The organism is Sphingomonas sp. 66-10 (genome assembly GCF_001897045.1).
GTDB lineage: Bacteria > Pseudomonadota > Alphaproteobacteria > Sphingomonadales > Sphingomonadaceae > Sphingomonas > Sphingomonas lycopersici.
Map to the genome: position 1 here is coordinate 358,044 of NZ_MKRR01000133.1, position 18,428 is coordinate 376,471.

Consider the following 18,428-nt stretch of genomic DNA (forward strand, 5'->3'; position numbering starts at 1 on the left):
TATGATCGGCGCCCTTCTCGCCGATCATGATCGTCGGCGCGTTGAGGTTGCCGGTGGTGATCGACGGCATCACCGAACTGTCGACGACGCGCAGCCCCTCCACCCCGATGACGCGCAATTCGGGATCGACCACCGCCAGCGGATCGCTCGCCGCGCCCATCTTGCAGGTGCAGGAAGGATGCAGCGCGCTTTCGACCTTTTCGGCGATGAAGGCGTCGATCGCTTCGTCCGAGATGCAATCGGCCCCCGGCTGGATCTCGCGCCCGCGCCACGGCGCGAAGGCGGGCTGCTGGAAGATCTCGCGCGTCAGCCGCACGCAGGCGCGCATCTCCTCCCAATCGTCGGGGTGGCTCATATAGTTGAAGCGGATCAGCGGCTTGTCATGCGGGTTCGCGCTGCGCAGCGAGACGGTGCCGCGGCTCTTGCTGCGCATCGACCCGACATGCGCCTGAAAACCGTGTTCGGTGGCGAGCGACGAGCCGTCGTAATTGATCGCCATCGGGAAGAAATGATATTGGATATCGGGATATTTGACGCCGGCGCGGCTGCGGATGAAGCCGCAGCTTTCGAAATGGTTCGACGCGCCGAGCCCCTTTTTGGTCAGCAGCCATTGCAAGCCGATCATCGCCTTGCCGAACAGATTGGCGTGGCCGTAGAGCGTCACCGGCCGGGTGCAGGCCATCTGGAAATAGAATTCGAGATGATCCTGCAGATTGGCGCCAACCCCCGCGCGATCGGCGACCAGCGTTATGCCGTGGCGCGCCAGCGCCGCCGCCGGGCCGATGCCGGACAGCTGGAGCAATTGCACCGAATTGATCGGCCCGCCCGACAGGATCACCTCGCGCGCCGCGCGCGCGGTGACCGTCCGCCCGTGCTGCTCATAATCGACGCCGACCGCGCGCCGCCCCTCGAACAGCACGCGCGTCACCAGCGCATGCTGTTCGACGCGCAGATTGGCGCGCTTGATCGCGGGATAGAGATAGGCCTTGGCCGCCGAGCAGCGCTCGCCGCCGCGCACCGTCATGTCCATCCGGCCGAAGCCTTCCTGACGATAGCCGTTATAATCCTCGCTCAGTTCATAGCCCGCCTCGACCGCGGCATCGAGCCACGCCTGGTGGAGCGGGTTTTCGAGCGTCCCGTAAGTGGTCGAGAGCGGCCCCTCCCCGCCGCGATAGCTGTTGCCGCCCTCCTTCCGCGTTTCGGCGCGCTTGAAATAGGGGAGGACGTCGGCATAGCCCCAGCCGCGCGCGCCCTCCTCGTCCTGCCAGCGCTCGAAATCGAGCGGGTTGCCGCGGACATAGACCAGCCCGTTGATCGACGACGACCCGCCCAGCCCCTTGCCGCGCGGGGTGTGCAGCCGGCGGTTGTTGAGATACGGCTCGGGCTCGCTCTCATAATGCCAGTTCCACCTTTTGGTCGCCATCGGATAGGCGAGCGCGGCGGGCATCTGGATGAAGATCGACCGGTCCGATCCGCCATATTCGAGCAGCAGCACCTTGTATCTGCCATCGGCGCTCAGCCGGTTGGCGAGCACGCATCCGGCCGATCCCGCCCCGACGACGATATAGTCGAAATCGCCGTCAATAAGGGGCATCGACCGGTTCCATCGCGACATAGACGCTCTTCAGCCGGGTGTAGTGTTCGAGCGCCGCGCGGCCGTTCTCGCGCCCCAGCCCCGATTGCTTATACCCGCCGAACGGCAGCTCGATCGGGGTGATATTATAGGCGTTGATCCAGCACGTCCCCGCCTCGAGCGCCGCGATCACGCGATGCGCGCGGGTCAGGTCGCGCGTGAACACCCCCGCCGCCAGCCCGAATTCGGTGGCATTGGCGCGCGCCACCACCTCATCCTCGCCGTCGAACGGCAGCACGGTCATCACCGGCCCGAAAATCTCCTCGCGGACGATCGCCATCTCGTCGGTGCAGGCGGTGAAGACGGTCGGCGCGACGAACGCGCCCTTGCCCAAAGCGCCCGCGGTCACCCGCTCGCCACCGGTCAGCACCTCGGCGCCTTCCGCCACCCCGCGCGCGATATAGCCGAGCACTTTCTCCATATGCGCGGTGTTGATCAGCGCGCCGATCTGGGTCGCGGGATCGAGCGGGTCGCCGACGATCATCTTCTCGGTCCGCGCCTTCAGCCGCGCGAGGAAATCGTCGATCACCCCGCGCTGGACGAACACGCGGGTGCCGTTCGAACAGACCTCCCCCGCCGAATAGAAATTGCCGAGCAACGCCCCCGATACCGCATTGTCGAGATCGGCATCGTCGAACACGATCAGCGGGCTCTTGCCGCCCAGTTCGAGCGTCACCTGCTTCAAGGTCGCGGCGGCATCGGCCATCACCTTGCGCCCGGTGCCGACCTCGCCGGTCAGCGAGACCTTGGCGATCCCGGGATGCCGGGTGAGCAGCCGCCCGGTCTCGGCGAACCCCTGCACCACCTGGAACAGCCCCTCGGGGCATCCCGCCTCGAGATAGATCTTCTCGAGCTCGATCGCGGTCAGCGGGGTCAGCTCGGCGGGCTTGAAGATCATCGCATTGCCGCACGCCAGCGCCGGCGCGCTTTTCCAGCAGGCGATCTGGATCGGATAATTCCACGCCCCGATCCCCGCGGTCACCCCGAGCGGCTCGCGCCGCGTATAGCCGAACGCCGCCGGCCCCAGATCGATATGCTCGCCCGCGATCGTCGCGGCGACGCCGGCGAAATATTCGATGCAATCGGCGCCCGACGCGACATCGACGACGCTGGTTTCCTGAATCGGCTTCCCCGTATCGCGCGTTTCGAGCTGCGCGAGCTCGTCGTTGCGCGCGCGCAGCAGATCGACCGCGCGGCGCAATATCCGGCCCCGCTCGGTCCCGGTCAGCCTCGCCCATTGGCGCTGCGCCGCCTGCGCGCGGACGACCGCCGCATCCACCTCGGCCGCACCGGCGACCGCCAGCCGCGCAAGCGTTTCGCCGGTCGCCGGATTGATCGTTTCGAACCAGTTCATCGCCTTGCCTCGCCTCGTCCCGACAAGCGGCGCGTTGCCGGTCGAGATCGATGCCGCATGCTCATTGCCCCCCGAAATGATAGGTCGCGGTCACGCCCCAGGTCCGCGGCTTCGCGTAAACGCCGGCCACCTCGCCGTTATAATAGGCGCCGTCATAAGCGTACACGCGATAGGCGTGGTTGAGCACATTGTTGACGAACACCGCCAGATCGAGCTTCATCCCGCTCGGGGTGAAGCCGAAGCGCAGGTTTTCGACGTCATAGGCCGGCTCGCGCTCGACCGGCGCACACATCACGGTGAAGCAGGTCTTGTCCTGATAGAGCGCATCGGCCTGGAGCGAGGCGACACCCCCCGCCAGCGCGAATTCGTAGCGGACCAGGCCCCCGGCGGAGAAGCTCGGCGCCTGCGGCAGATTGTGCGTCACCACCGTCACCCCGTCGGGCAGCAGCACGTTATAGACCCGGCTGCGCTGCGCCGAGGCATTGGCCTGCAGCGTCAGCCCGGTCAGCGGATGACTGACCAGTTCCGCCTCGACCCCCAGGTTGCTGGCGCGCAGATTGCGCACCGACTGGGTGAAGCCGACCTGCACGAACGCCTGATAATGCTGATAATCGTAATAGAAGCCGGCAAGGTTGAAGGTCGTGTTCGCGCCGAGCCGGGTCTTGAGACCGACTTCATAGTCGTTGAGCGTCTCCGGCTTATAGGCGATATTGTTGATCGTATCGATCACCGACTGGCCCAATGTCGGGGTGCCGGTGCTGAAGGTGAAGCCGCCCGATTTGCTGCCGCGATTATAGCTGGCGTAGATCAACGTATCGCGGCTCGGCTTGTAATCGATCTCGGCGCGCGCGGTGACACCCGAGAAATTGGCGCTGGCATCGCCCGGGGTCGCGGTCACCCCGGTCAGCGGGGTTGTCCCGGTCGGGTCGTTATAGCGAATCCCGTCGGGGCCGTAATGCATCGTGAAGCCCGAGAAGAGCTCGCTGCCGTCATAGGTGCCGACCTTGTGATCGTGCCAGAAACGCAGGCCCCCGATCAGCTTCCAATGATCGTCGATCTTCCATTCGTCCTGCGCGAAGATCGCCCAGCTCCGCGTCTTCTGCGAGAAAGCCACCGTCGGATCATAGCCGTCGAACGGCGTCGCATATTTCGCGGTATAATTGCCGTTGAGGATCATCCCGAACGCGCCGAAGACGAGATATTGCCGCCCGAAGCTGGTCGAGGCGCGCAATTCCTGCGTGTACTGATCCGATTTCGTGCCCTGATAGAAATAGACGCCGGGCGCATAGCAGGTCACCGCCTGCGCCGGCGGGGCGCACGGGCCGGGGGTATAGCTCGATTGCCCCTTCACATAGGGAAGCTCGGGCTGGGCATCGCCGATCTCGTTATAGAATTTGGTGAGGTGCTGATAATCGCTGATCGACACCACGTCGAACGCGCCGATCCGCCCCTCCAGCCGCAGCGTCGCAGCGAATTGCTTGCGGTCGACATAGGGATCGCCGGTCCCCGCGGTCTTCCACGCATCGCCGCCCTGCGACGGGGTGATCGAGGGGTTGGTATAGCCGGTCGCGATCGCCCCCGGCGGGCTGCCCCAATAAGCGCAGGCCTGGGTCGTGGAGAGGAATTCGCCCTGCCCCTGCGCATTGGGACATTCGGGCGCGAGCGCGTAGAGCGCGGCCTGACGCTCGTGATCCGCCTCGGCATAGCGCACCGTCAGCCGCGCCTTGAAATTGTCGGTCGGCGCGTACTGGATGATCCCGCGCAGCGCCCAATGGTTGTTCGCGCCGCGATCGGGCTGGCCGGGGGTGATATTCTCGATATAGCCGTCGTCGCGATCATAGATCCCCGACAGGCGGACGCTGAGCCCCGGCGCGATCGGGCCGGAGATCGCGCCCTCGAAGATCCGCTGGTTGAAGCTGCCGTAGGTGCCGCGGACATAGCCGTCGAGCACGTCGGTCGGCTGGCTGGAGATGAACTGCACCGCGCCGCCGGTGGCGTTGCGCCCGAACAGCGTGCCCTGCGGCCCGCGCAGCACCTCGGTCCGCGCCAGATCGAACACCGGGAAGCTCGCGGTGGTGATCGAGCTGGCGTAGCTGTCGTCCTGATAGACCGCGACCGGCGGCTCCTGCTGGTCGCCATAATCGTTCTGCGAGACGCCGCGGATGTTGAACACCACCTGCGACGAGCCGTAGGAATTGAATTTCAGATTGGGCACCGCGCGGACGATATCGGTCGCGCTGGTGACATTGAGGTTGGTCAGCGCCGCGGTGTTGAGCACCGAGACCGCGATGCCGACATCCTGCAGCTTCTGCTCGCGCCGCTGCGCGGTGACGACGATATCGTCGGGCCGCGTCGGCTGAGCATCCGCCGCCGGCGTGGCGTTCGCCTGTTGCTGGGCATGGGCCGGGGTGGTCGTGGCGGCAAGGCCGGCGATCAGCGCGGCGACGGCCGCCCCGCTAAAGAACGTGCGACGTTTCCCTTCCATGATTTACCCCGCTTTTGATCATCTGCTCCCGAGATGTTCTGGTAATCGCCGGTATTTTTCTTGTCCGGCGATGCTGCATCACGGCCGGGTGCTTCACAAGCGGCGTTGGCGGATCGCTCGGCGGGTGCGCCCGCCCGTAATTTGACAATAAAGCGCCGATAAACAGGTGCTTAGCAATTAATGCGCAATTATGATCGCTTATTTAGAACATTAGATTGGATCATTAGCCTTTGTAATCGGAACGCCGCGCGGGGACTTCATCCGGGCATCATCAGATCCGCCCGCAATCGCTCGGCGCTTTCTGCCCGGCGAAGCGCGCGCCGATCCAGTCCAATGTCGCGGTCGCGCTGTCGCGCGCGGTGCGCGCATGATCGCCCCCCGGCAGCACGATATAGCGCAGCGGCGCGCCGCTGCGGCAGCGCGCGCGGGCGAAGCTGGCGGTCACCGCCGAGCCGACCACCGTGTCGCCGCCGCTCTGCGCGATCAGCAGCGGCCCCGGCACCGCGGCGGGCGTCACGCTATTCGCCCGGGCGATCCGCCCCCACGGCTCGATCCGGCCGATATCCTTGTTCTTGAGCGCATTGCGGACCGACATGATCCCCAGGATCGTCCCGATCCGCGGCTTCTTGCCCAGCGTAACGCAATTGTTCCGCGCCAGCCGCGTCACCACCCCGGCATTGGTGCGGTTGAACAAGGTGGAGAGCGGGTGGCCGAAGCGCTGCGACCAGCTATAGGCGGTGTAGGCGGTCAGCATCGTGCGGATATTGACGTCGCTGCCCGAGCGCAGATTGGCGGGGAGGTCGGTCGGCGGCGCGGCCGCCGCGGTGCCGACCAGCCGCAGTTCGGGCGCATAGCCGCGCGCCTCGATCGCGGTCCACAAAGCGGCATGACCGCCCTGCGATTCACCCCACACGGCGAAGGCCTCACCCACCCCGGCACCGGCGATCGAGCGCGCCGCGCGGACCGCATCGAGCACCGATCGCGCGGTATCGACCCCGACCAGATAGGGATGCGGCATATCGGACCCGAGCCCCGGATAGTCCGGCGCGACCACCGTGAACCCGCGCCGGATCATCTCGGCCAGCGCGGGGGTCAATTCCCAGAAATCGGGGCTGAGCGATGGCGCGCACCGCTCGACCACGCCCCAGGTGCCGTGCGTCCAGGCGATCACGCGGCGTTGCGCCGGGGCGGGGCGCGGCGCCACCACCATCCCGGTGACGCGCGCCGCGCGACCGTCGCGGTCGGTGGTCCAATAGGCGATCTTCCACGCCTGCATCCCGGCCGGCGCGTCGCGCACCGGATCGGCCGAAACGAGTGCCCCGGCGCGCTGCGCCTGCGCCGGCATCGCGGCGGCAAGGAAGAGCGAGAAAGCCAGTAAGAGCATGCGAAGCATGGCAAACCTCCCCGATGACTCGCGTCCGCTATATCAGCCTGCGCGACTTTGCGCTTTACCGTAATCGGGGGGGTGACTAGCGTCGGCGCGAAACAAGCGGTGGCGGCTTATGGGCGGGGCTCGGGTTTGCGCGGCGTTTTTCGCGCTGATTTTCGCTTTTTCGGCGGCGGATGACGCCGTTGCCGGGCTGGGACAGCCGGGCGCGAGCATTGCGCGCGATCGCGCGCGGATGGCGGCGGCGACGCAGACCGCGCGTACGATCGCCGGCGGGGTCGAGCATCGCATGACGCTCGCCAACGGCACCCTGGTCAAGGAAATCGAGAATGCTAACGGGGCGGTCGTCGCGGTCGCGTGGCGCGGGCCGGGGCGCCCCGATCTCAGGCAATTGCTCGGGGCGCAATATTTCGCCACCTTCCAGGAAGCCGCCAACACCGGGCACGGGCGGATCAGGATGCGCCGCGCGCCGCGGGTCCATCGCAACGACATCGTGATCCAGACCGGCGGTCACCCCGGGGCTTTCTGGGGAATCGCCTTTCTGCCGGGGCAGCTTCCCGCCGGGTTCGATCCCAATGCTTTCTGACGCGGGGGGCATGATGCGCCAGATCCTGATCGTCCTGCTGCTCGCCTTGCTCGGTGCGTGCAGCGACGGCGGCGGCACGACGGCGAACACCCCCGCCAGCGCGCCGACGCCGACCCCGACGCCGACCAGCACCCCCACCCCGCTCGCCAATTTCACCACCGTGACGATCGATGCCGGCCCGGCGGCGCTGGCGGCGGGCCCCAACGGCTATACCGCGACCAACCTGCCCTATGTGTCGGTCACCCTGTGCGTCCACGGCACGCAGACCTGCCAGACGATCGACCATGTCCTGCTCGATACCGGGTCGACCGGGCTGCGCATCATCAAATCGGTGCTCAACGCCAATATGCTCGCCGGGCTGCCGCACCAGACCAGCCCCGCGGGCAATCCGGTCGGCGAATGCTATCAATATGTCGACGGCTATGTGTTCGGATCGGTGCGCACCGCCGATTTCTCGATCGGCGGCGAATCCGTCGCGTCGATGCCGTTCCAGGTCATCGCCGACGACGGCGCTTTCCAGACCGCGCCGGCCTCCTGCTCGAGCGGCGGCGGCACCGCGTTGACGACGGTGCAGGAATTCGGCGCCAACGGGATCATCGGGGTCGGCACGATGGCCACCGATTGCGCGTCGGCGTGCATGGTCAACGGCGGATCGGGCGCGGCAACCTATTATGATTGCCCGACGAGCGGGTGCGCGACGGTGATCGCGCGCGCCGCCAACACCAGCGCGCCGTTCCAGCAACTGCCCAATCCGGTCGCCGCCTTCGCGGTCAACAACAACGGCACGATCGTCTCGCTGCCCGCGGTCCCGCCGACCGGCGCGGCGACGCTGACGGGGACGGTCTATTTCGGGATCGGGACGCAGACCAACAACGGGCTCGGCAATGCGCGGATCCTGACCACCGACAGCGCGGGCGATCTCACCGCGACCTATAAGGGGACCCAGCTCCCCAACAGCTTCCTCGATAGCGGCAGCAACCTCTATTATTTCGTCGACAGCGGCATTCCGATGTGCACGCAGACCAATTTCACCTCTTTCTACTGCCCGCCGTCGCCGCTCGCGCTGGCGGTGACGCTGACCGGGGTGAACGCCGCGACCGCGGATGCGAGCTTCACGCTCTACAATGCCTATACCCAGCCCGCCGCCAGCGCGAATGCGATCCCGGGGATCGGCGCCAATCCGAATGCGGTCACCGGCTTCCACGCGATCCAGCGCAGCTTCGACTTCGGTCTCCCCTTCTTCTACGGCCGAAACGTCGCCACCGCGATCGAGGGCCGCGCGGCTGGGGGCATCGCCGGTCCTTTCTACGCTTTCTGAGCGACTCGCCTCTTTGCCGATCGCGCCGAAGCTGCTAATTGCGCCGCGTCGGAAAAGGCAGCCTTGGTTTGGTAAGCCCAAGGCCTTTCGGTAACGAAAGCTCTGGTCTTTGGCCTCGTGCCCGGGATCCCCACGACGACCTTCGGCGATCCCGGTGATCGCCGTTTGTTCGTCGGCGCGGGTCCTCGGCCAGGGGAACGCTCCGGTCGACCGTTCGGCTCAGGAGTTTGTTCGTGCCATCATCAGATTCTTCGTCGCACATCGCGATCAACCGGCCGCTCGTCGTCATTTATGCCGCGATCGGGCTCGACGCGGTCGGCATCGGGCTGATCTTCCCGATCCTGCCGCGGCTGATCGCGGAGGTAACGCATGCCCACAATATCGCTTCCTATATCGGCATCCTGACCGCGCTCTATGCAGCGATGCAATTCGCCTTCGCGCCGGTGCTCGGCGCGTTGAGCGACCGGCTGGGCCGCCGACCGATCCTGCTGATCTCGCTCGGCGGCGCGGCGATCAATTATGTGCTGATGGCGCTCGCCCCGTCGCTGGGGCTGCTGATCATCGGCCGGGCGATCGCCGGGCTGACGAGCGCCAATATCTCGGTCGCCACGGCGTATATCACCGATATCTCGCCGGAAAATGTGAGAGCGAAAAGGTTCGGCCTGTTCAACGCGATGTTCGGCATCGGCTTCATCCTCGGCCCGGTGCTCGGCGGCGCGCTCGGCGATTATTGGCTGCGGCTGCCGTTCCTCGCTGCGGCCGCGCTCAACGCCGGCAATCTGCTGCTGGCGCTGTTCGTCCTGCCCGAATCGCGCATTCCGTCGCGCGAGAAGATCGACCTCGCCGCGCTCAACCCCTTGCGCCCGTTGCGCTGGGCCTTGTCGATGAAGGCGCTGCTCCCCACCGTCGCGACCTTCTTCGTGCTGAGCGCGACGGGCGAGGTCTATGGCACCTGCTGGGCCTTGTGGGGCAATGACGCGTTCGGCTGGAACGGCATGTGGATCGGCCTGTCGCTCGGCGCATTCGGCGTGTGCCAGACGCTCGCGCAGGCGTTTCTGCCTGGCCCCGCGGTACGGCTGCTCGGCGAGCGCGGGGCGGTGCTCGCCGGGATCGCCAGCGCCTGCCTCGCGCTGGTGGCGATGGCGTTCATCACGCACGGCTGGATGGTCTTCGCGATCATGCCGATCGTCGCGCTCTCCGGCATTGGATCGCCGGCGCTGCAGTCGCTCGCCACCCGGCTCGTCGACGAAGGCAGGCAAGGCCAGTTCCAGGGGGTACTCGCATCGGCGATGAGCCTTGCGTCGATCATCGCGCCGCTCGGGTTCTCGAGCTTCTATTTCGTCGTTCGCGCGCAATGGCCGGGGGCGATCTGGCTGTCGGCGCTGGCGGTCAACGCGATCGCGATACCCCTCGTCCTGCGGCTGCGGTTCCAATCGCCGCCAACTGCCGCAGCGGCATTGTGACGCGGCGCGATCCGCAGGTTCGAATGTGAACCTGCGGATCGCGGCCTGCGTCAGGCGGCGGCCTGAAGCCCGGAGCGGTCGTCGAGCGCCACGCCGCGGATCGCGGCCGGGCGGGTCCGGCAGCGTTCGATATAAGCGTCGATCGTCTCGTCGGCGGGAAATGCATGCCGGCCGAAGGCAAGCGCGCTGCTGATCAGGAAATCGGCGCCGGGGAAACGGTTGCCCATCACATAGGGGCCGCGCGCCAGCGCCGTGCGCAGCCGCTGGACCACCGCATCATGCCCGCGCTGCTTCATCGGCGCCCCGGCGATCTCGCCGGCTAGTCCGGCGAACAGCGCCGGCTCCAGCTCGGCGACATACCAGGCCGTCCAGGTGAGATAATCCCCGCGGCGCGGATCGCCTTGCACCGGTGCAAGCCCGGCCTCGGGAAAGGCATCGAGCAGATAGAGAACGATCGCGAGCGATTCCGCCACCACCACGCCGTCATGGTCGATCGCGGGCACCTTCTTGTCGGGATGCGGATTGGCCGCATCGCCGCTGCCCTCGCCGGTCATCGGGCGGAAGATCGACACCGGGCGGATTTCGTAGGGAACGCCCAATTCCTCGAGCAGCCAGATCATGCGCGACGAACGCGTTTGCGGGGCGTGGTACAATGTGATCATCTGTCGTCTCCTCGAACGGCGAACAAGCGGCGCAGCGGCGCAGCGCTACCGCGTGATTTGGCTTGTACGACCGCACTGCTGACAGCATTATGTCAGCAGGAGATTGAGCGATGCGCCGCGCCGACCGATTGTTCCAGATCATCCAGATCCTGCGCCGTTCGACCCGCCCGGTGACCGCGGGCGAGATCGCGCGCGAGCTCGAAGTGTCGCAACGCACCGTCTATCGCGACGTCGCCGATCTGATCGCGCAGCGCGTCCCGATCCAGGGCGAGGCCGGCTTTGGCTATATCCTCGACGACGCCTTCGACATGCCCCCGCTGATGCTGACCCCGGACGAGATCGAGGCGGCGGTGCTCGGCGCGCAATGGGTCGCCGGGCGCGGCGATCCGGTGCTGGCGAATGCCGCGCGCGACCTGATCGCCAAGATCACCAGCGTCGTCCCCGAACGGTTGCGGCCATTCATCGCCGACCCCGCGATCGCGGCGCGGCCGTCGCGCACGCCGGTGCCCGACGGCATCGATCTGGCGCGCACCCGCGAATGGATCCGCGAGGGCCGCAAGATCCGCATCGACTATCGCGACGAGCGCGGCGACCACAGCCTGCGCGTGATATGGCCGGTCATCGTCGGTTTCTTCGACGAGAAACGGATGCTCGCCGCGTGGTGCGAATTGCGCCAGGACTTCCGGCATTTCCGCGCCGATCGCGTGATCACCGCCGAATTCCTCGACCAGCGCTTCGACAGCCGCCCCGCGACGCTGCGCCAGCGCTGGAAACGCCATCTAGCCGAAAAGCACGCCGCGCACGCCACCGCTTGAGGTCCGGCCGCGATCGAGCAGCGCCAGCGTCATCCTATTGGTCCAGCCGAACCGGCTCATCGCCCGCGCGACCTGATCTTACCCGACCGCGGCGTCGAGCCCGTCGAGCTCACGCACCACGTCCGGCGACAGGACGAGATCGGCCGCGGCGAGATTTTCGCGGAGATGGCCGACCGACGAGGTGCCGGGGATCAGCAGGATATTGGGCGCGCGCTGCAACAGCCACGCCAGCGCGACCTGCATCGGCGTCGCGCCGAGGCGGTCCGCGACATCGGACAGCGTCGACGATTGCAACGGAGTGAAGCCGCCCAGCGGGAAGAAGGGCACATAAGCGATGCCCTTCGCCCCTAAGGCCGCGATCAGCGGATCGTCGCCGCGCTGGACAAGATTATACTGGTTCTGGACGCAGACCACGGGCGCGATCGCCTCGGCCTCCTCGACCTGCGCGAGCGTCGCGTTGCTGAGGCCGAGGTGCCGGATCACGCCTTGCGCCTGCAACTCGGCGAGCGCGGTGAATTGCGCCGCGATCGGCTCCTCGGTCGGGTGATGAACATCGCCCATCACGCGCAGATTGACGACATCGAGCCGTTCGAGCCCGAGGTTGCGGAGATTGTCGTGGACCGCCTGTTTGAGCTCGGCCGGGCTTTGCGCGGGCAGCCACGACGCATCGTCGCCGCGCCGCGCGCCGACCTTGGTGACGATCGTCAGCCCGGCGGGATAGGGCGACAGCGCCTCGCGGATGATCTGGTTGGTGACATGCGGGCCGTAGAAATCGCTCGTGTCGATATGATCGACCCCCGCCTCCACCGCATGCCGCAGCACCGCGATCGCGGCGTTGCGATCCTTCGGCGGGCCGAACACCCCCGGGCCGGCGAGCTGCATCGCGCCATAGCCCATCCGCTTCACCTCGAGGTCGCCGAGCACGAAGTCGCCCGCCTTGCTGATATCGGTCATCGCCTGAAATCTCCTTTTCGAAAAGGCTGATCGGCGGTCAGCCGAGCAACCGATCGAGCGTCGCGACCACCGTGGGGTGATAGCCCTTGCGCGCGATCGCATAGTCACGCTTGGCGATCGGCATCCCCCAATCGCCTTGCGCCTTCAACGCGCGATAGACCGGGAAGATCAACAGCCCGCGGCCGACGCTCGGCAGGAATTGCGCGATCGACGGAATCGCCGGATCGTAGCGATTGGCGATCGCGAGGACGAGCCAGGCGGAGCGGATATAGGCATTGGGCGAGGCGGACAGCCCGAGCGTGCGATCGAGCTCGCCGAGCCGCGCCGCGCTCTGTTCGCGCGGCAGCCCGTTGAGGAAGCGCAGCCATTCCTGCGTCGACCAATGCGCGGTATCGATCGAGCCGATCGGCGCGCCGGCGTTCACGCGTTTCAGCGTCTCGTCGATCTTCGCCAGCGTCGCCGACCGGACATGCACCGCATTGGCGGGCAGCCCCGGCGCATAGGCCCATTCGTCGAGCTGGAGCTTGGCCTCGAGCGCGGCATCGCCCTTGATGAGATTGGCGCGCAGATCGGCCAGGAAGCCCGCGGTGGTCTGCGGCTGGAAGGCGTGGCGATCGAAATAGGAGGTGAGATAGGCATCCCAGCGCGCGCGGCCGACGGCGTATTCGATCGTGCGCAGGAAGGTCGAGCCCTTGGTATAATCGAGCTCGCCAAAAGTCCCTTCGGGCTTGCCGTGGAGCCGCGTCGCATCGGCATCGGGCGCACTCTTGAGATCGCGCTGGAGATTGTCCCACAACAGATCGGCGAGCGTCGCCGCGCGCTCCTTGCCGTACAGCGCCTCGTCGATGCGGTTCTCGAAATAGGTCGTGAACCCCTCGTTGAGCCAACTATCCGACCAGGTCGCGTTGGTGACGAGATTGCCTGACCAACTATGCGCCAGTTCGTGCGCGATCACGTCGACATTGGATTTGTCGCCGGTGACGATCGTCGGGGTGGCGAAGGTCAGCGTCGGATTTTCCATCCCGCCGAACGGGAAGGACGGTGGGAGGACGAGGACGTCGTAGCGGCCCCAGCGATATTTGCCGTACAGCGCCTCCGCAGCGTCGACCATCTTCCCGGTGTCGGAAAGTTCGGCGGCGTCGCGCTTGAGCATCGCTGGCTCGGTATAGATTCCGGTACGGCGGTCGATCGGCTGGAACTTGAGGTCGCCCACCGCGAGCGCGATCAGATAGGGCGGCACATTGCGGTCCATGCGGAAGCGATAGCTGTGCCAGCCCGGCGCGGCCGGTTCGCCCGCCGGGGTCAGCCGCTCGGCGCTCATCACCGCGACAAGATCGGACGGGACGGTGATCCTGGCCGACCAGCTCTGACGGATGCCCGGGCTGTCCTGCGTCGGTATCCAGCTGCGATTGTTGATCGACTGGCCCTGGCTGTAGAGATAGGGCTTCACCTTGCCCGCGGTCAGCGCCGGCGAAAGCCAGCCGAGCGCGCTGGCGCCCGGAGCGGATTGATAGGTGATGACGATCCGCCGCGCGCTGCCGATCTCCACCGTCAGCGGCGCGCCCTTATACTCATCATGTGCGCCGACCGTCCATTTGAGCGGCTTGCCCGCCGCATCGGTGATGCCGGCGATCACCAGTTTGTTGTCGTCGAGCACGATCTCGCGCGCATCGGGCTTGGCGAGGATATCGAGCGTCGCCTTGCCGCGCATGATCTGCGCCTTGAAATCGGCGGTCAAATCGAGATCGACATGGGTGACGCGCGCCACCTCGGGGACGGCGTAGCTCAGCACGTCCTTCGCCTCGGGCGTGGTCAGGATCGGCGAAGGCGCGTCGGGCGCGGCGTGCGCGACCGAGGCAATAGCCGCAAGAGAGACGATCAATAAGTTACGCATCGGGAACACTCGCCTTGTCGCAATGCGCGGCGGCTTCGGCCTTTTGGCGGTGGCTGGCAATAGAGCATCGCGCCGCCCCTCGCGGAGGCTGCGCTATCGAGCAGCGCGCACCGCCGCCACGAACCGCGCCGCGTCCCGCGCCACCTCCGCAACGGGCTTGCCGGTGCGATAGAGGTTCGAGCCGAGCCCGAACCCGTCCGCCCCGGCGTCGCGCCACATCGGCATCACCTCCGGCGTGATTCCACCCACCGCGAGCACCGCGAGGTCGCGCGGCAGCACCGCGCGCTGCGCCTTGAGATAGGCGGGCGAGGCGCCCTCGGCGGGAAACAGTTTCAGCCCGTGCGCGCCGGCGGCGAGCGCGGCGAACGCCTCGGTCGCGGTGAAATAGCCGGGAAGTGACACCAGCCCCGCCGCGACGCTCGCCGCGATCACCGCGGGGTCGCTATTGGGCGAGACGATCAGCCTGCCTCCCGCTTCCGCCACCGCCGCCACCTCGCCCGGCGTCAGGACCGTCCCCGCCCCGACCAGCGCGCGATCGCCGATGCGCGCCGCGAGCCGCGCGATGCTGTCGAGCGGCTGGGGCGAATTGAGCGGCACCTCGATGATCGAAAAGCCCGCCTCGACCAGAGCGCTGCCGACCGCCACCGCCTCGTCGGGGGTGATCCCGCGCAGCACCGCGACGAGCGGACAAGCCGCGAAATGCCGCCGGAACAATGCTGCCGCGCTCATGTCATCGCCTCCCTGATTCGATTGACGCCGGCGACGAACGCCGCCTCGCTGTCGATCGCTATGACCGTGCCGCCGCGCAACCCGATCGCGCGCGCATAGAAAGCGCCGAGCTTCGCATCCGCGACGAGATGGACGCTTTCGCCCGCCGCCACCCCGGAGGCGACATCCGCCCCGATCAGCACCCCGCTGGCGAACGACGCCGCATCCGGCCGCGCCAGCCGCCCGAGCAATACCCCGGCACGGACCGAGAAAAGCGCACCGAGCAGATCGCGATCCTCGACGCCCCGCGCAACCCCGTCGTCGAACGCCGCGCCCGCCACCGGCTCGGCCTGCAGCATCTCGCTCAGCACGCTATGCCGCCGCAACAGCCCGAACGTTTCGCCGGCCATCGCGGTGCGGAACGAGGCGATCGCCGCATCCGCGGTCCTGATCCATTTGCTGTGCGTGCCCGGCTGGCAGAACAAGGCATCCGCCGGCGCCAGCCCGGCCGCGATCGCGCCGAGAATCTGCACTTCCTCGCCGCGCATCACATCGGGCGCGGCATCGGCGGCGGCCGCGACCCCGGGCAAGATCGTGACATTCTCCCCCGTCCCGCGCCACGCCCCGGCGGCAAGGTCGGCGATCGTCGCGGGCGCCGCGACATAGGGCACCTCGTGCCAGCCGCGCGACGAGCCCGCCATCCCGGCGAGGATCACCGGCACCCCGGCATCCTCGGCGCGGATCGCGACGATCGCGGCGGGATAATCGCCCTGCGTCATCCGCGCGATGCCGTGCCCGTCGCGGTGGCGATCGAGCAACGCGCCGTCCGCCGCGAGGCGGTAGATACGGCGGTTGGTCGTCCCCCAATCGACCGCGATACAGGCGGCGGCGTCATTCCTCATCCGGATAAGGACCCTTTCCGCCGTCGCGGATAAACTGGTCGACGCGGCGATCAAGCTCGGGAATCGGCACCGATCCCAGCGCGAGCACCATATCGTGGAACGCGCGGATGTTGAATTTGGCGCCCAGCGCCTTTTCCGCCCGCGCGCGCGCTGCGAGGATCGCGAGCTCGCCGGTATAATAGCTCAGCGCCTGCCCCGGCCAGGCGATATAGCGATCGACCTCGGTTTCGATCTCATGATCGGCGAGCGCGGTATTGTCGTGAAGGTAGCGTTGCGCCTGTTCGCGCGTCCACCCCATCGCATGAATGCCGGTATCGACCACCAGCCGCGAGGCGCGCCACGCCTGATAGCTCAGCATCCCGAACCGCTCGTAGGGGGTCTCGTACATCCCCATTTCCTCGCCCAGCGCCTCGCAATAAAGCGCCCAGCCCTCGCCATAGACCGACAGATAGGTGTCGCGCCGGAACGCCGGCAGCTCCTTGTTCTCGGCCGCCAACGGCATCTGGAAGGCGTGCCCCGGCGCGCTTTCGTGGAGCGTCAGCGCAGGCAGCGAATAAAGCGGGCGCGCGGGGAGGTTATAGGTATTGACGAGATAGATCCCCGGCCCGCCGCGCCCGCCGGTGTAGAAAGGCGCAAGATCCGCCGGCACCGGCTTGATCGCGAAACGGCTGCGCGGCAGATGGCCGAAATATTGGCTGGCCTTGCCGTCGAAGGTCTTGGCGATCCACGCCGCGCGATCGAGCAACGCCTGCGGGGTCTTGGCGTAGAATTGCGGATCGGTGCGCAGGAAGGTGAGGAAGGCGGGCAAATCGCCCTTGAACCCCACCTGATCCATCACCTCCTGCATCCGCGCGCGGATCTTGGCGATTTCGGCGAGGCCGATCGCGTGGATCTGCTGCGGGGTCTGATCGAGCGTGGTGAATTCGGCGATCTTCGACGCATAATAAGCGCGCCCGTCGGGCAAATCGTAGGCGGCGAGCGTGGTGCGTGCGCCGGGGATATATTCGCTTCGCAGGAACGCGAGCAATTTCACATGCGCCGGCACCACCGCATCGCGGATCGCCGCCGCGCCCTCGGCGCGCAACGCCGCCTGCGTCGCGGCCGGGATCGCCGACGGGAAGCTGCGGAACGGCGCGTAAAAGGGCGATGCCTCGACCGTCTTCGCCTCGGCGACCTGCGCCACCCCGATGTCGCGCCCTTCGAGCGTGACGCGCGACGGGGTGAAACCGCGCTTCAGCCCGGCGCGCATATTGGCGATATTCTGATCGAAATAGCGCGGCAGATCGCGCAGCATCGCGATATAGGCGCGATAATCCGCCTCGCGCACGAAGCGCCCGCGCGCCCAGCCGGCGGCATCGCCCCAGAAGCTGGTGTCCGAATTAAGCGGCTTTTCGTAGTCGCGGAACCTCTGCTCGGCGAGCAATGCCTCGATCTGCTGGCGATAGACCGCATAATTGACCTGCTCGGCGGGCGAGAGATCGGCGACGCGGATCGCCTTCAGCGCCGCCGCGGTGCGGGTCCAGCGTTCGAGCCGCGCCGCCTGCGCCGCCGGATCGACATCGGGGAGCCGCCGCACGCCGGCGTCGCCGCTATCCTCGTCGGGCGCCTGCTGGTGCCGGCGCCAATCATATTCGGCGGTGTAGAGCGCGCGGAACGACGCATCGGCGCTTTGCGCCTGCGCCGCCGCGGGCGCCAGCGCCGTCATCGCCAGCAACGAGATGAGCAGGCGGCGCCCGATCATGCCGTCGCTCCCGGTTTGGCGGTATAGAGCCGGACGCCGAAGATCGGCCCGGCGGTGCTGCGATCGCGCGGGACGAACTTCACCCGCACCGATTGCTTGCCCCTGGTGAGCGCCGCCGGCAGCGGATATTCGACATCGAAGAATTTGCCCGGCTGGTCATTGTCGAGATGCTGGCTCGCGATCTTCACATTGTCGACGAATATGTCGAAATCGCGCGCGCGCTCGCCGCCCCAATAGCTCGCCTGGAGCACGAGCGGCCCCGGCTTCACCTTCATCGAGAATTCGAGATAGCCGCCCGACCGCGCGTCGCGCCCCTGCCGCGCGCGATAGGTCACCGGATAGGAAAGCTCGCTCACCAGATTGTGGTCGCGCTCGGGCTGCATCTCGCCGAGGAACATCACGTCGACCGAGCGCGCCGCGATATCCTTGAGCCGCGCCTGCTCGGCGTTGTACGCAGCTTCCTCGCGCGCCCAGGCGCTTTCCGAGAAATGCTTGAAATAGACCGCGCTGCGTCGCTGATACTGGC

At 67.0% G+C, this 18,428-nt stretch carries 15 protein-coding genes; 4 read left to right on the forward strand and 11 right to left on the reverse strand.

What is annotated here, in order from left to right; genetic code table 11:
* From betA to BGN95_RS15645, 4 genes are all read right to left on the reverse strand, one after another.
* Positions 1–1,594: choline dehydrogenase (gene betA / locus BGN95_RS15630; RefSeq protein ID WP_286773233.1), on the reverse strand; the 1,594-nt coding region annotated here is incomplete at its 3' end.
* Positions 1,581–2,987 carry a betaine-aldehyde dehydrogenase gene (gene betB / locus BGN95_RS15635; protein ID WP_286773234.1) on the reverse strand — a complete coding sequence of 469 codons (1,407 nt, stop codon included), beginning with the start codon at positions 2,985–2,987 and terminating at the stop codon, positions 1,581–1,583. The genes betA and betB, both read right to left, overlap by 14 nt.
* Before the next feature lie 61 nt (positions 2,988–3,048).
* A complete protein-coding gene (locus BGN95_RS15640) occupies positions 3,049–5,472 on the reverse strand; it encodes a TonB-dependent receptor (protein WP_286773235.1) in 2,424 nt (807 codons plus the stop codon).
* A 271-nt stretch (positions 5,473–5,743) separates the two neighbouring features.
* Positions 5,744–6,865 carry an alpha/beta fold hydrolase gene (locus BGN95_RS15645; protein ID WP_286773236.1) on the reverse strand — a complete coding sequence of 374 codons (1,122 nt, stop codon included), beginning with the start codon at positions 6,863–6,865 and terminating at the stop codon, positions 5,744–5,746.
* 109 nt (positions 6,866–6,974) lie between these two features.
* Here BGN95_RS15645 and BGN95_RS15650 point away from each other — a divergent pair, with 109 nt between their 5' ends.
* The 3 genes from BGN95_RS15650 to BGN95_RS15660 all read left to right on the forward strand — a co-directional run bounded on the left by BGN95_RS15650 (position 6,975) and on the right by BGN95_RS15660 (position 10,226).
* Complete coding sequence (locus BGN95_RS15650) at positions 6,975–7,445, forward strand: DUF2844 domain-containing protein (RefSeq protein WP_286773237.1); 471 nt, start codon at positions 6,975–6,977, stop codon at positions 7,443–7,445.
* Positions 7,446–7,455: 10 nt separating this feature from the next.
* The gene (locus tag BGN95_RS15655; protein WP_286773238.1) at positions 7,456–8,763 is read left to right on the forward strand and encodes a DUF3443 family protein; all 1,308 of its coding nucleotides are present in this window, start codon (positions 7,456–7,458) and stop codon (positions 8,761–8,763) included.
* Between the two features lie 233 nt (positions 8,764–8,996).
* Positions 8,997–10,226: a TCR/Tet family MFS transporter gene (locus BGN95_RS15660; protein ID WP_286773239.1), complete on the forward strand. Its 1,230-nt coding sequence runs from the start codon at positions 8,997–8,999 to the stop codon at positions 10,224–10,226.
* 50 nt (positions 10,227–10,276) lie between these two features.
* Here BGN95_RS15660 and BGN95_RS15665 read toward each other — a convergent pair whose 3' ends face one another.
* Positions 10,277–10,888, reverse strand: coding sequence for a glutathione S-transferase family protein (locus BGN95_RS15665; protein ID WP_286773240.1), 612 nt, complete (start codon positions 10,886–10,888; stop codon positions 10,277–10,279).
* 110 nt (positions 10,889–10,998) lie between these two features.
* Between BGN95_RS15665 and BGN95_RS15670 the strand changes: the two genes are divergently transcribed.
* A complete protein-coding gene (locus tag BGN95_RS15670; RefSeq protein ID WP_286773241.1) occupies positions 10,999–11,703 on the forward strand; it encodes a helix-turn-helix transcriptional regulator in 705 nt (234 codons plus the stop codon).
* 78 nt (positions 11,704–11,781) lie between these two features.
* On the opposite strand, the gene BGN95_RS15675 is transcribed toward BGN95_RS15670, so the two are convergent.
* The 6 genes from BGN95_RS15675 to BGN95_RS15700 all read right to left on the reverse strand — a co-directional run.
* Complete coding sequence (locus BGN95_RS15675) at positions 11,782–12,657, reverse strand: aldo/keto reductase family oxidoreductase (protein WP_286773242.1); 876 nt, start codon at positions 12,655–12,657, stop codon at positions 11,782–11,784.
* A gap of 37 nt (positions 12,658–12,694) precedes the next feature.
* Entirely contained in the window at positions 12,695–14,551 is a 1,857-nt protein-coding gene (locus BGN95_RS15680; RefSeq protein ID WP_286773243.1) for a M1 family metallopeptidase, read from the reverse strand.
* Between the two features lie 93 nt (positions 14,552–14,644).
* Positions 14,645–15,280: a 2-dehydro-3-deoxy-6-phosphogalactonate aldolase gene (locus tag BGN95_RS15685; RefSeq protein WP_286773244.1), complete on the reverse strand. Its 636-nt coding sequence runs from the start codon at positions 15,278–15,280 to the stop codon at positions 14,645–14,647.
* On the reverse strand, positions 15,277–16,161 hold the full coding sequence (locus BGN95_RS15690) for a 2-dehydro-3-deoxygalactonokinase (RefSeq protein ID WP_265311838.1): 885 nt from the start codon (positions 16,159–16,161) through the stop codon (positions 15,277–15,279). The genes BGN95_RS15685 and BGN95_RS15690 overlap by 4 nt, the downstream gene beginning before the upstream one ends.
* Positions 16,151–17,902 (reverse strand): DUF885 domain-containing protein, encoded by a 1,752-nt coding sequence (locus BGN95_RS15695; protein ID WP_286773245.1) that lies wholly within the window; start codon positions 17,900–17,902, stop codon positions 16,151–16,153. Before BGN95_RS15695 ends, BGN95_RS15690 begins: the two co-directional genes overlap by 11 nt.
* Positions 17,899–18,428, reverse strand: a 530-nt coding sequence (locus tag BGN95_RS15700; RefSeq protein WP_353744709.1) for a DUF6805 domain-containing protein, incomplete at its 5' end; no start/stop codon positions are given. The genes BGN95_RS15695 and BGN95_RS15700, both read right to left, overlap by 4 nt.